This is a genomic window from Azospirillum halopraeferens DSM 3675 (assembly GCF_000429625.1).
GTDB lineage: Bacteria > Pseudomonadota > Alphaproteobacteria > Azospirillales > Azospirillaceae > Azospirillum > Azospirillum halopraeferens.
In genome coordinates this window covers 231,736-245,076 of record NZ_AUCF01000001.1, presented here as the reverse complement: position 1 = coordinate 245,076, position 13,341 = coordinate 231,736, and the positions used below count along the sequence as shown (strand labels likewise).

10 protein-coding genes are annotated in these 13,341 nt (G+C 71.1%); 7 read left to right on the top strand and 3 right to left on the bottom strand.

The genetic code is table 11. The annotated features are described in order from the left end of the window. Window position 1 precedes the first annotated feature (1 nt). Window positions 2–1,300 (bottom strand): ABC transporter substrate-binding protein, encoded by a 1,299-nt coding sequence (locus G472_RS0101105; protein ID WP_035690632.1) that lies wholly within the window; start codon window positions 1,298–1,300, stop codon window positions 2–4. A 286-nt stretch (window positions 1,301–1,586) separates the two neighbouring features. Here G472_RS0101105 and G472_RS0101100 point away from each other — a divergent pair, with 286 nt between their 5' ends. From G472_RS0101100 to G472_RS30615, 7 genes are all read left to right on the top strand, one after another. Further along, window positions 1,587–2,705: an NAD-dependent epimerase/dehydratase family protein gene (locus tag G472_RS0101100; RefSeq protein ID WP_029006875.1), complete on the top strand. Its 1,119-nt coding sequence runs from the start codon at window positions 1,587–1,589 to the stop codon at window positions 2,703–2,705. Further along, entirely contained in the window at window positions 2,702–3,772 is a 1,071-nt protein-coding gene (locus G472_RS0101095; RefSeq protein ID WP_035690629.1) for an SDR family NAD(P)-dependent oxidoreductase, read from the top strand. Before G472_RS0101100 ends, G472_RS0101095 begins: the two co-directional genes overlap by 4 nt. A 19-nt stretch (window positions 3,773–3,791) precedes the next feature. After that, the gene (locus G472_RS0101090) at window positions 3,792–5,084 is read left to right on the top strand and encodes a TIGR04295 family B12-binding domain-containing radical SAM protein (protein WP_029006873.1); all 1,293 of its coding nucleotides are present in this window, start codon (window positions 3,792–3,794) and stop codon (window positions 5,082–5,084) included. Then, window positions 5,084–6,190: a glycosyltransferase family 4 protein gene (locus G472_RS30625; protein ID WP_035690627.1), complete on the top strand. Its 1,107-nt coding sequence runs from the start codon at window positions 5,084–5,086 to the stop codon at window positions 6,188–6,190. The genes G472_RS0101090 and G472_RS30625 overlap by 1 nt, the downstream gene beginning before the upstream one ends. Before the next feature lie 218 nt (window positions 6,191–6,408). After that, on the top strand, window positions 6,409–7,539 hold the full coding sequence (locus G472_RS0101080) for a CgeB family protein (RefSeq protein WP_029006872.1): 1,131 nt from the start codon (window positions 6,409–6,411) through the stop codon (window positions 7,537–7,539). Next, complete coding sequence (locus G472_RS30620; RefSeq protein ID WP_051340118.1) at window positions 7,539–8,645, top strand: CgeB family protein; 1,107 nt, start codon at window positions 7,539–7,541, stop codon at window positions 8,643–8,645. The genes G472_RS0101080 and G472_RS30620 overlap by 1 nt, the downstream gene beginning before the upstream one ends. Continuing rightward, a complete protein-coding gene (locus G472_RS30615) occupies window positions 8,645–9,754 on the top strand; it encodes a CgeB family protein (protein ID WP_035690625.1) in 1,110 nt (369 codons plus the stop codon). Before G472_RS30620 ends, G472_RS30615 begins: the two co-directional genes overlap by 1 nt. Window positions 9,755–9,804: 50 nt before the next feature. Here the strand turns inward: G472_RS30615 and guaB are convergent, their stop codons facing one another. Beyond that, the gene (guaB, locus tag G472_RS0101065) at window positions 9,805–11,283 is read right to left on the bottom strand and encodes an IMP dehydrogenase (RefSeq protein WP_035690623.1); all 1,479 of its coding nucleotides are present in this window, start codon (window positions 11,281–11,283) and stop codon (window positions 9,805–9,807) included. Between the two features lie 143 nt (window positions 11,284–11,426). Continuing rightward, window positions 11,427–13,328 (bottom strand): response regulator, encoded by a 1,902-nt coding sequence (locus G472_RS0101060; RefSeq protein WP_029006870.1) that lies wholly within the window; start codon window positions 13,326–13,328, stop codon window positions 11,427–11,429. Window positions 13,329–13,341: the final 13 nt, after the last annotated feature.

The window sequence follows — 13,341 nt, the reverse complement described above, 5'->3', positions numbered from 1 at the left end:
ATCACCACCCGCTCTTTTCCATCCGCCGCAGCGCCCCGCCCAGGTCCGCCAGGTTGGCCGCGGCCGTGCCCGTCCCGGACAGGGTCGCGTGCACAGCCGTCCAGAAGGCGGCGGATACCTCTCCGTACCGCGCCCCGGTCCGGCGCGACGGACGGGCAACGGCGTCGACCAGGGTGGCGTGCAGGTCGGCCAGGAACGGGTTGGCCGCCAGCACCTCCGCGTCCCGGTACAGGTCTGCGATGGTCGGGCTGTAGGACCAGTGGACGGCGCGGCGCTTCTGCTCCTCGCGCCCGGTCATGAAACGGACCAGATCGACCGCCGCCTCGACGTTGCGGGAATGGCGCGACACGGCGAGCTGCCAGCCGCCCAGCGTGCCCGTGCGCTTGCCCGAGTTGCCGCCACGCGGCAGGGCGGTGACCCCGACCCGTCCGGCCACCGGGCTGTCGGGAGCATTGAGCTGCGCCCAGGCGAAGGGCCAGTTGCGCAGGAACACCGCGTCGCCGGCCCGGAAGGCGTCGCGCGATTCGTTCTCGCCATAGAACAGCACCGCCCGCGGTGTGATCCGCCCCAACCAGCCGGCCGCCGTTTCCAGGGCGGCGACGGCGCGCGGGTTATCGACGGACACCGTGCCGTCCGCCTCGACGATGGCGCCGCCGCCGAAACTGTCGATCCATTCCAGCGCGTTGCAGGTGAGCCCCTCATAGGCGCGCCCCTGCCACAGGAAGCCGGAAAGGGTGCGGTTGCCGCGCTTGCGCTCCCCGTCGACGATGGCCTCCGCCGTCTGCGCCAGTTCCGCCCAGGTGTCGGGCGGACGGCGCCCGTACGACTCCAGCAGGTCCTTGCGGAAATACAGCAGGCCGGCGTCCGTGTACCAGGGCATGGCGACCAGCCGGCCGTCCACCGTGTTGTTGGCGATGATCTGCGGAAAGTGCGCCGCGATCTCGTCGTCGCTCACATAGGGACGCAGGTCGACGAAATGGCGGGCGAGAATGCCCGGCCAGATGACGTCGACCTGGAAAACGTCCACGTCCGGCGATCCCGCCTCCAGCAGCGCATGGTCGATCTGCAGGACGGTGGTGGTGTCCTCCGGCTGGTAGTGCAGGCGCACGGTGTTGCCGGTGCGCTTCTCCCACGCCGCCGCCGAAGCCCGGCACGAATCGGCGAAGCCGGGGCTGGCGAAGCAGGTGAGCGTGACGGTCACCCCCGCTGCCGCTGCTGTCGGAACCACCACACCCCCGGCCGCCGCAAACACCGCCGCGCCGGCCGCGCACACAAGCCCCCGCACCAGCCAACCGCCCATGGCGTCGTTCCTGCCCCGACTGAAGTCAGCCTTTCGGCACGTTCCGTGCCGATGGCCCTTTCCATTCAGTCTAGCCCAACGTGGTCCGCCCGTCATTCCGGTTGCGCGATCGACACGGGTTTCCACGTCCGCCACCTTTTGCCCGCCCGACCGTCGCCCGGAAAGCACACCGTTGCGCGGATTTCGGGGAACCGGTGCCGGAGCAGCAGCGTTCAAGCCACGCAAAGGCGCCCGTCCCGCGGGCTTCTCCCGCCCGTCCCATTCCGACGTCCCGGAGGTCGCATCCATGATGCCTCGCGTTCTCATCACCGGCGGTGCCGGCTTCATCGGTTCCCATCTTGCCGATGACCTGCTGGCCCGGGGGTACCGGGTGCGGGTGCTGGACTCGCTGGAACCGCAGGTGCATGGCGACAGCGGGCGGCGCCCCGACTATCTCGCCGCCGATGTCGAGTTGCAGCGGGGCGACGTCCGCGATGCCGACGCGGTGCGCCGGGCGCTCAACGGATCCGACATGGTGGTTCACCTGGCCGCCCGTGTCGGCGTGGGACAGAGCATGTACCAGGTGGGGGAGTATGTCGGGGCCAATGACCACGGCACCGCCGTGCTGATGCAGGCGCTGGTGGAAAAGCCGGTCGGCCGTCTCGTCGTCGCGTCGAGCATGAGCGTCTACGGCGAAGGTCTCTACGTGGATGCCGAAGGCCGTCCGGTGGAGGTCGGCCCGCGCAGCGTGGAGCAGATGCGCGCCGGCCGGTGGGAGCACGAGGTCGCCGGGAGAGACGGCGTGCGCCCCGCCCCCACCCACGAGGACATGCGCCCGACTCTGGCCTCCGTATACGCCCTGTCCAAATATGTGCAGGAACGGCTCTGCCTGATGATCGGCGAGACCTACGGCATTCCCGGGGTCGCCCTGCGGTTCTGGAACTGCTACGGCACCCGCCAGGCCCTGTCCAATCCCTACACCGGCGTCCTCGCCAACTTTGCGGCGCGCCTGCTGAACGGCAAGGCGCCGCTGATCTTCGAGGACGGCAACCAGCGCCGCGATTTCGTGCATGTGAACGACGTGGTGCAGTCCATCCGCCTGGCGCTGACCGTCGACCGGGCCGCCGGCGGTGTCTACAACATCGGCAGCGGCGTCTGCCGCACCGTGCGCGACGCGGCGGCGGCCCTCGCCGTCGCGGTCGGCCGGCCCGACATCGAGCCGGAGGTGACCGGCCGCTGCCGCATCGGCGACATCCGGCACTGCTACCCCGACATCGATCGCGCCCGCACCGTGCTGGGCTACGAGCCGCGGGTGTCCCTCGACGCCGGCCTCACGGAACTGTCGGAGTGGCTGAGCCGCCAGATGGCCGTCGATCGCATCGAGGAGATGCGCCGCGAACTCGCCTGCCGGGGATTGTCGGCATGAACATCCTGCGCGACCCCGAACCCGATGCCGTGCTGGTGACCGGCGGCGCCGGCTTCATCGGCTGCAACCTGGCGCACCGGCTGGCGGCTTCCGGCCGGCGGGTGCTGATCCTCGACAACCTGTCTCGCGCCGGCGTGGAGCGCAACCTAGCCTGGCTTCAGGCGACGCACGGTGATCGCATCGACGCCGTGGTGGCCGACCTGCGCGACCGCGCCGTGGTGGACGCCTGCGTCGCCCGGGCTCAGGCCATCTTCCATCTGGCGGCGCAGGTGGCGGTGACGACCAGCCTGGACGACCCGGCGGCCGACTTCGCCGTGAACGCCGGGGGCACGCTCAATCTGCTGGAAGCCATCCGGGCGCGCGGGGATCGGCCGCCGCTGGTCTTCACCTCGACGAACAAGGTCTACGGCAAGCTGCCGGGCATACGCTTCGTGACCCATGGCGAGCGGTACGTGCCGCACGACGCCCGCCTCGCCGCCCGCGGCGTCACCGAGGCGCAGCCGCTGAACTTCGTCAGCCCTTACGGCTGCTCCAAGGGGGCGGCGGACCAGTATGTGCTCGACTACGCCCGCACCTTCGGTCTGCCGGCCACCGTGTTCCGCATGAGCTGCATCTATGGTCCCCACCAGTTCGGCACCGAAGACCAGGGCTGGGTTGCCCACTTCCTGAAGCGCGTGCTGGCCGGGGATCCGATCACCCTGTACGGCGACGGCCGCCAGGTGCGCGACGTGCTGTATGTGGACGATCTGGTGGACGCGCTGCTGCTGGCGGCGGAGCGGATCACGGCGTTGCAGGGGGATGCCGTCAACATCGGCGGCGGTCCGGAGAACGCCACCAGCCTGCACGAATTGCTGGACCGCCTGCCGCGCCTGATCGGCCGCAAGCCGGTCGTGCGCTACGCCGAATGGCGGCCGGGGGATCAGCCCTGGTACGTGTCCGACACCGGGCTCTGCACCACCCGCATCGGCTGGCGGCCCCGGGTCGGCATCGACGAAGGGTTGGGTCGACTTGCCCGCTGGCTCGGGGCCACCGCCCCGGCCCCCGCGGCCCATCGCGTCGCGTCCTAGAGGAAGGAGGGCTCCGCCCGTGCGCTTCGCACTCGTCAATCCGCCCTGGACGTTTGACGGCAGCATCTATTTCGGCTGCCGCGAGCCGCACCTGCCGCTGGAATACGGCTACGCCAAAGCCCTGCTGGAGCGTGCCGGCCACGAGGCGGTCATCATCGACGCCCAGTTCCTGGACCTGTCCATGGACGCGCTTGTGGAGCGGGTGGCCGCCCTGCGGCCCGACGTCACGGTGGTCACCACCGCCCCCAGCTATCTCTTCTGGCGCTGCGCCCCGCCGGAGTTGCGGGTGCCCATGCAGACCGTCGCGGCACTCCGGGGCGTAGGCGGCCGCATGGTCGCGGTGGGGCCGCACGGCTCGACCACGCCGCGCGCCGCCCTGCGCAAACTGGGCGTCGAGGCCGTGGTGATGGGCGAGTGCGAGGAGGTGCTGGCCCGCATGGCGGACGCGGGCGACTGGTCCGCCATCGATCACCTGTGCCTGTGGGTCGGCGGGACTGTCCGCATCAACGGTGTCCCGGCGGCGGCGACCTTCACCGACCTGCCGGCCCTGCACTGGCCCGACGACTGGGTGGCGCGGCACCGCCATCACCACCACCGGTTCGACGCCAGGCCGACCGGTCCGGGTGCCGAGATGGAGACGTCGCGCGGCTGCCCGTACGCGTGCACCTTCTGCGCCAAGGAGAACTTCCGCGATGCCTACCGCCGGCGGCCCCTGCCGGTGGTCCTGGAGGAGCTGGACGGGCTGATCGCGCAGGGGGTGGAGTACGTCTACTTCATCGACGAGATCTTCCTGCCCGACCGGGCGCTGCTCGAAGCGCTGGCCGAACGGCCGGTGCGTTTCGGCGTGCAGACCCGCCTGGACCTGTGGAAGCCGCCGATGATCGAACTGCTGGGGCGTGCCGGCTGCGTCTCCATCGAAGCCGGCGTGGAGAGCCTGACCGTGGAAGGCCGCGCCGCACTGGCCAAGAAGTGCCGGATGGACACGGATGAACTGAGCGAGCGGCTGATCCTGGCGAAGAAGGTCGTGCCCTTCGTGCAGGCCAACCTCATCCGCTCCGCCGAGGACGACCCGGCGGAGGTGACGGCCTGGCGGGCGCGCATGCAGGGGTACGGGGTGTGGTCCAACGACCCGGTCCCCCTGTTCCCCTATCCCGGTTCCCCCGATTACCGGCTGCGCTGGGGCCTGCCCGACGACGAGGCGTGGGAGCGCGCCGTCGATCATTACCTGACCCGTCACGGCGCCTTCTGCGACCTCCAGGATCAGCGACCCCTTCCCATCCGGGACCTGGAGCGGACCGGTGGCGTGCCGTAATGATGGATCGACCGGCCCGCGTACTGATGACCGCCGACGCGGTCGGCGGGGTGTGGGACTACGCCCTGGAACTGGCGGGCGGTCTCGCCGAGCTCGGGATCGCCACGACGCTGGCGGTGATGGGACCGGCCCCGGACGCGGCACGCCTCGCGGCGGCGGCGCGCGTGCCCCTGCTGAACGCGGTGCATGCCCCGTTCCGCCTGGAATGGATGGCGGATTCCGAGGCGGATCTGGACGGCGCCTCCGCCTGGCTGCTCGACCTGGAACGCCGCGTCCGGCCCGACCTCGTCCACATCAACGGCTACGCCCAGGCCGCACTGCCGTTCCGGGCGCCGGTGCTGTGCGTCGGTCATTCCTGCGTGCTGTCGTGGTGGCGCGCCGTGCACGGGTGCGACGCGCCGGCCGCGGACTGGTCGCGCTATGCCGATCGCGTCGCCGCGGGGCTGCGCGCGGCCGGCCTGGTGGTCGCCCCCACCGCAGCCATGCTGGACACTCTGCATGACCTCTACGGCCCCCTGCCGCGGGTGCGGACCATCCACAACGGCCGCAGCGCCGGCGCCTTCCGTCCCGGGCCCAAGCGCCCGTACGTGCTGAGCGCCGGCCGGGTGTGGGACGAGGCGAAGAACATCGCGGCCCTGGACGCCGCGGCGCCGCACGTCTCCTGGCCGATCGTGGTGGCCGGCGACATCGCCGGCCCGGACGGGGCGCCCCGGCCGCCGCGCCATCTGGACCACCGGGGGCGCCTGGCCCCGGCGGAGATGGCGCGGCACCTCGGCACGGCGGCGGTGTTCGCCCTGCCCGCCCGGTACGAGCCGTTCGGGCTGGCCGTGCTGGAAGCCGCCCTGTCCGGGTGCGCCCTGGTTCTGGGAGACATCCCGACCCTGCGGGAGCTGTGGGACGGGTCCGCCCTGTTCGTTCCGCCCGACGACCGCGCCGCCCTTATCCGGGCTCTGCAGGACCTTGCCGGTGATGGTGAACGCGTACGGGCGCTGGCGGAGCAGTCGTCCCGGCGCGCCGGGGCATACACGGCGGAGCGCATGACGTCGGCCTACCTGGATGCGTACGGCACGCTGCTGCGCAACCGCGCCGCCGTGGCCGGAGGATGAACAAACCTCCGGAGGGCGCGTTGACAGGAACGGAACGGGGCGCGGGGGCAACCGTCCGACGGCGCGCGGGCCGATGCCTAGGCCCACCCGCCGGGTCCTAGGCCGGACGCGGGCCGTCGCGTCCGACGCGCGGTGTACCGCTCTTTCCCGACTTCGCAAGGCCGCCGGCCGTCCCCACTGTCGGTTCGGCCTTTCCGGCATCAACGATGTGCGAGCCGATGCGCTTTGTCCTTTTCTACCACTCGCTGGTCTCCGACTGGAATCACGGCAACGCCCATTTCCTGCGCGGGATCGTGCGCGACCTGCTGCGGCGCGGTCACACGGTGCGGGTCTTCGAGCCGGCGAACGGCTGGAGCCGCGCCAACATGCTGGCCGACGGCGGCCCGGCGGCTCTTGCCGCGTTCCACGCCGCCTTCCCCGGCCTGACGTCGCAGACGTACGACCCGGCCGCTCTCGACCTGGATGCCGCGCTGGACGGTGCGGACGTCGTGCTGGTGCACGAATGGACGGACCCGGCGCTGATCGTCGCGGCGGGGCGCCGGCGGGCGCAGGGCGGGCGGTTCCGCCTGCTGTTCCACGACACCCATCACCGCGTCGTCTCCCGGCCGGAGGAGATGGCGGCCCTGGACCTCTCCGGTTACGACGGCATCCTGGCCTTCGGCGAGGTGCTGAGCGCCCGCTATCGGGCGCTGGGCTGGAGCCGCAGCGTGTGGACCTGGCACGAGGCCGCCGACACGGCCCTGTTCCACCCCTTGCCCGGCGAGCCGGCGGAGGGCGATCTCGTATGGATCGGCAACTGGGGCGATGGCGAGCGCACCGCCGAACTGCACGAATACCTGCTCGACCCGGTGCGCAGCCTGCGCCTGACGGCCCGCGTCCACGGCGTACGCTATCCCGATGCCGCCCTGGCCGCCCTGGAGCGGGCGGGCATCGCCTACGGTGGCTGGCTGCCCAACCACGAGGCCCCGCGCGTCTTCGCCCGTCACGCCGTCACCGTCCATGTGCCGCGCCGACCCTATGTGGAGGCCCTGCCGGGCATCCCCACCATCCGCGTCTTCGAGGCGCTGGCCTGCGGAATCCCGCTGGTCTGCGCCCCCTGGGACGACGCCGAAGGGCTGTTCCGCCCCGGCACCGATTACCTGGTGGCCCGCGACGGCCGTGCGATGACGGAGCTGTTGCGCGCGGTGCTGCTGGACAAGGGGCTGGCCGCCAGCCTGGCCGCCCACGGGCTGGAAACGATCCGCGCCCGCCACACCTGCGCCCACCGGGTGGATGAGCTGATGGCCCTGCTCGCCGCCGCCGGGGCTCCGGACACCGCCCACGCACCCGAACGGGAGGACATCGCCTGATGGCCGGACTCGACATCGCCTTCTTCGGATCGAGCCTCGTCTCGGCCTACTGGAACGGCGCCGCCACCTACTACCGGGGGATCATCCGGGCTCTGGCCGGCCGCGGGCACCGCGTCACGTTCTACGAACCCGATGCCTACGACCGCCAGCAGCACCGCGACATGGACGATCCCCCCTGGGCCCGGGTGGTCGTCTATCCCGCCACGGCGGAGGGGCTGGCCACGGTGCTCGACGCCGCCCATGGCGCCGACGTGGTCATCAAGGCGAGCGGGGTCGGCATCTTCGACGACGAGCTGGCGGCCGGCGTGCTCGATGCCCGGCGCCCCGACGGGCTTGCCGTGTACTGGGACGTCGACGCCCCGGCGACCCTGGCGGAGATCACCGCCGACCCCAAGGCGCGGCTGCGCCCGCTGCTGCCGCTCTACGACCTCGTGCTGACCTACGGCGGCGGGCCGCCGGTGGTCCGGGCCTTCACCGCACTGGGGGCGCAGGTGTGCGTCCCCGTCTACAACGCCCATGACCCCGCCACCCACCACCCGGTGCCCCACGACCCGCGCTTCGCGGCCGATCTCACCTTCCTCGGCAACCGTCTGCCCGACCGGGAGGAACGGGTGGAGCGCTTCTTCCTCGACGCCGCCGCCCGGCTGCCGGACCGGCGATTCCTGCTGGGCGGCAACGGCTGGCACGACAAACCCATGCCGCCCAACGTCACGGCGCTCGGCCACGTCTACACCGCCGACCACAACGCCCTGAACTGCTCGGCCCGGGCGGTGCTCAACATCAGCCGCTCCAGCATGGCCGACATGGGCTATTCCCCGGCGACCCGGGTGTTCGAAGCCGCCGCCGCCGGCGCCTGCATCATCACCGACGACTGGTCCGGGATCGACCGCTTCCTGGAGCCGGGAACGGAGATCCTGGTCGCCCGCGACGGCGCCGCAGTGGCGGAGCATGTGGCCGCCCTGACGCCGGAGCGCGCCCGCGCCATCGGCGACGCGGCACGGCGGCGCGTGCTGGCACAGCACACTTACGACCACCGGGCGGTGCTGGTGGAGGCGCTGCTGTCGGGGGCCACCGTCGGCTCCCTCGGCCTCGAGGAGGGTGTGTGATGGCGCAGCCACCGTCCACTCCCCTGTCCGTCGTCGTCCTCGGCCTTTCGATCACGTCCTCGTGGGGCAACGGGCACGCCACCACCTTCCGCGCCCTGCTCAAGGGCATGAAGGCCCGCGGCCACGACGTGCTGTTCCTGGAGCGCGACAAGCCCTGGTACGCCGACAACCGGGACCTGCCGTCCCCCGACTTCTGCCGGCTGGCGCTCTACGACAGCCCGGAGGAACTGGCGGAACGCCATGCCGCGGCCGTGCGTGCCGCCGACCTGGTGATCGTCGGCTCCTACGTGCCGGACGGCGTGGCGGTCGGCCGCTGGGTGCAGGACACCGCCGGAGGGGTCACCGCCTTCTATGACATCGACACGCCGGTCACCGTCGCGCGGCTGGAACGGGGTGACGCGGAATACGTCAGCCGGGAGATCATTCCCGGCTTCGACCTCTATCTCTCCTTCACCGGCGGCCCGACCCTCGACCGGCTGGAACGGGAGTTCGGGGCGCGGCGCGCGCGGGTCCTCTACTGCTCGGTCGACGCCGACGCCTACTATCCCGAGTTGGGGCCGGTGCGCTGGGATCTCGGCTATCTCGGCACCTACAGCCCCGACCGCCAGCCGGTGCTGGAACGGCTGCTGCTGGAACCGGCCCGTCGCCGCGAACGGGATTCCTTCATCGTCGCCGGCCCGCAGTATCCCGACACCGTGGACTGGCCCGCCAACGTGGAACGGGTGAGCCACCTGCCGCCGTCCGAGCACCGGCGCTTCTACAACGCCCAGCGTTTCACCCTGAACGTCACCCGGGCCGACATGGTGGCCGCGGGTTGGTCGCCCAGCGTGCGCCTGTTCGAGGCGGCGGCCTGCGGCACCCCCATCATCAGCGACCGCTGGTCCGGCCTGGAGGAGCTGTTCGTGCCGGGCGAGGAGATCCTGATTGCCGACGACGGGGATCAGGTGATGCGCTGGCTGCGCGACACGGAGCCCCGCCGGGCCCGCGCCATCGGCCGCGCCGCACGCCGCCGCGTGCTGGCCGCCCACACCGGGGAACGCCGTGCCGCGGAACTGGAAGCGTACGTCCGGGAAGTGCGCGGCGCCGCCCGGTCGGTGCGGGCGCTGTAGAGGGGGATGAGCGGACCGGGGAGGACCATTGGTCCTCCCCCGCCGCCGCGTCACCCCTGACGGTAGTTCGGCGACTCGTTGGTGATGGTGATGTCGTGGACGTGGCTCTCGCGCAGGCCGGCGTTGGTGATGCGCACGAACCGGCAGCGCGAGCGCATCTCGGCCATGGAGCGGTTGCCCGTGTAGCCCATGGCGGCGCGCAGGCCGCCGACGAGCTGGTGGATCACCGCCGACACCGGCCCCTTGTAGGGCACGCGGCCCTCCACGCCCTCCGGCACCAGCTTCATGGTGGACACTTCCTGCTGGAAGTAGCGATCGGCCGAGCCGCGCGCCATGGCGCCCACCGAGCCCATGCCGCGGTAGCTCTTGTAGGAGCGGCCCTGGTAGAGGATCACCTCGCCGGGGCTCTCGTCGGTGCCGGCGAACAGGCTGCCCAGCATGGCGCAGTCGGCACCGGCGGCGATGGCCTTGGCGAGATCGCCGGAATACTTGATGCCGCCATCGGCGATCACCGGCACGCCGGCGTCCCGGCAGGCCTCGACCACGTCCATGATGGCGGTGAGCTGCGGCACGCCCACGCCGGCGATGATGCGGGTGGTGCAGATGGAGCCGGGGCCGATGCCCACCTTCACCCCGTCCGCACCGGCATCGATCAGCGCCTTCGCGGCGTCGGCGGTGGCGACGTTGCCGGCGATGACCTGGGTGTAGTTGGACATGCCGCGGGCGGCGCGCACCTGTTCCAGCACCTTGACGGAATGGCCGTGGGCGGTGTCGACCACCAGCACGTCGACGCCGGCGTCGAACAGGGCCTCGGCGCGCTTCAGCCCGTCCGGCCCGGTGCCGGTGGCGGCGGCGACCCGCAGACGGCCCTTCTCGTCCTTGCAGGCGTTCGGGAATGCCTGGGCCTTCTCGATGTCCTTGACGGTGACCAGGCCGATGCAGCGGTACGTCTCGTCGACGACCAGCAGCTTCTCGATGCGGTGCTGGTGCAGAAGGCGCTTGGCCTCGTCCTGGCTGACGCCTTCGCGCACGGTGACCAGCTCCTTGGTCATCAGTTCGCTGACCGGCTGCCGGGGGTCGGTGGCGAAGCGCACGTCGCGGTTGGTCAGGATGCCGACCAGCCGGCCGGTGCCGCGGGCGTCCATGCTGTCGACCACGGGGATGCCGGAGATGCGGTAGGACGCCATCAGGGCCAGCGCGTCGGCCAGCGTGGCGTCGGGAGTGATGGTGATCGGGTTGACCACCATGCCGCTCTCGTACCGCTTGACCTTGCGGACCTCTTCGGCCTGACGCTCGATGTCCAGATTGCGGTGGATGGTGCCGATGCCGCCGGCCTGGGCCAGCGCGATGGCGAGGCCGCTCTCCGTCACCGTGTCCATGGCCGAGGAGATCAGCGGGATGCCCAGCTCGATCGTCCGGGTCAGGCGCGTCCGCGTGTCGACGTCGCCCGGCAGCACCGAAGACTCGGCCGGAACCAGAAGGACATCATCGAAAGTCAACGCCTCGCGAATCGCGATGTCGCGCGCCATGGCCCGTCTCCCCGAAAAATGTCGCGGCACTATACACAAGGACGTGGGCTTGTGAAGCGTCATCCCCACTACCCCTCGCCCCTGTCCGCCCCGATCGCCGCACGCCTGCCATGCCCGGCGCGGCGGGCCGGGCGAACCGCGTGTCAGCCGGCAGGGGCCGTCTTCTGCGCCAGCACCAGCAGCACCTTCTCCTCAAGCTGGTCGGGCGTGAAGGGTTTGGCGATGTACCCGGAAACATGGCTGGCGATCGCCCGTTCCACCGCCTTGCGGGTGGCCAGCGCCGTGACCATAAGGAACGGCAGGTCGGGCCGCGTCACCCGCACCCGGTTCAACACCTCCAGGCCGCTCGTCTTCGGCATCATCCAGTCGCAGATCACCAGATCCACGCCCTCCTCCCGGCCGACGAAGCGGTCCAGCGCATCGCGCCCGTCGACGGCCGTCTCGATGGTGCCGATCCCCAGGTCGCGCAGCACCGATGCAACATAGTTGCGCGGCCCCTCCTCGTCGTCGACCACCAGCACCCGCAGGGCGGACAGGTCGATGAAGGGCACCGCCACCATGCCCAGGGCGTTGCGCAGCCAGGCGACGCGCTGGGCCCGCTCCCTGGCTCCGCTGACACTGAGCAGAAAGGCGCGCAGGAAGCGCGGCCGGTGGACCTGCCGGTACAGGGCACGCGCCACCGCCATGCGGCTCTTGCCCTGGCAGAACGCGCGCTCGCCGGCCAGCTTCACCACCTCCAGCACCTGGTCGGGCGACGGGTCGTCCTTGCCGGTCAGCGGCGTCAGGATGCGCTGGGTCCGGATGAAGGCGTTCTGCATGTCGTCGATCTGACGGACCAGCGCGTCACGGTCCTCGTCCGGGAACGAGGAGTCCAGGACCATGCGCTGCACCTCGCCCAGCCCCTTCAGCTTGTCGTGCTTTTCCTTCCAGCAGTCGAGGAGCCGGCCGGCGAAGTCGCGGCCCTGGAAGTACTGCATGAGATAGGCGTTGACCGCCCGCTGCGAGGACGGCGACAGCGGCATGCGCTGGACCATGAAGAGGATCTGCAGCCGTTCGAAGAAGTTGCGCCCCCTGACCAGTTCGGGAAGCGTGTCCTCGTTGATCAGCAGCGACATGCGGCGCTGGAGCGCCGCTTCGGTGCGCGCACCGCCGAGATAGCCGCCGTTGCCGGTGCGCAGACGCTGTCCCAGCGCGCCCAGCGCCAGTGCCTCCCGCTGCACCGTCTCCATGACGAGCAGATCGCCGCGGCTGGCGGTGGTCAGGCGGTCCGGCTTCCCCAGTTCGCGGCGCAGGGCCGCCAGCAGGCCGTCGCACGCCACGGGCATGGGCACCCGTCGCAGCAGCTCCTCCAGCCGCCGCAGCAGCGGCGGGGCATCCTCCGGCAGGGGGGCGTCACCGGCGGCAAGACCGGCGATGGCATCGACCAGCGGCGCAAACGCCAGGTCGCCGGACACCGACGCCATGCCGGACTCGCAGCGCATGATCTCGCCCAGCAGGCGATCGATGGGCGCCAGCGCATCGGCATCGTCGGTTCCCGCCGCCAGGTCGAGCAGCAGTCCCGTCTTTTCGGCGAAGCTGCGGCCGGTATGCAGGTGCTGGGTCAGCGCCGCGTCGATGGTGAAGCGGGCGCGGAACGCCTCGACCGTATCGAACACCCCCTTCACGATCGCGGCATAGTTCTGCGCCGTCAGGTCCGGGACGGTCCAATCCCTGGTCCGCTCGCGGGTGAGCCGCGCGACCTCGTTCACCAGCACGTTGATGGACCCGGGCTTGCGCCCCATCACCCGGTCGACCTGCTGAAGGATGCCGACGAACAGCGCCTGGTTCGACAGGGTGTTCTGGTGGCGCGGCGAATGCAGCACCTCGGTTGGCGTCAGCGCGTTCTCGTTCAGGATGCGCTCGCAATGGCGCCCGATGCTCTCGCGCGCCGCCGGAGCGTAGAAATCATCGGCCTCCCGGCATTCCGACGGGGGTGCCCCCGCCTCCGCATCGCCGGCGGCGACGGTATCGGGGACGCGGTCCGACGGATCGCTATCGGATGCCATAGACTGTCTCCAC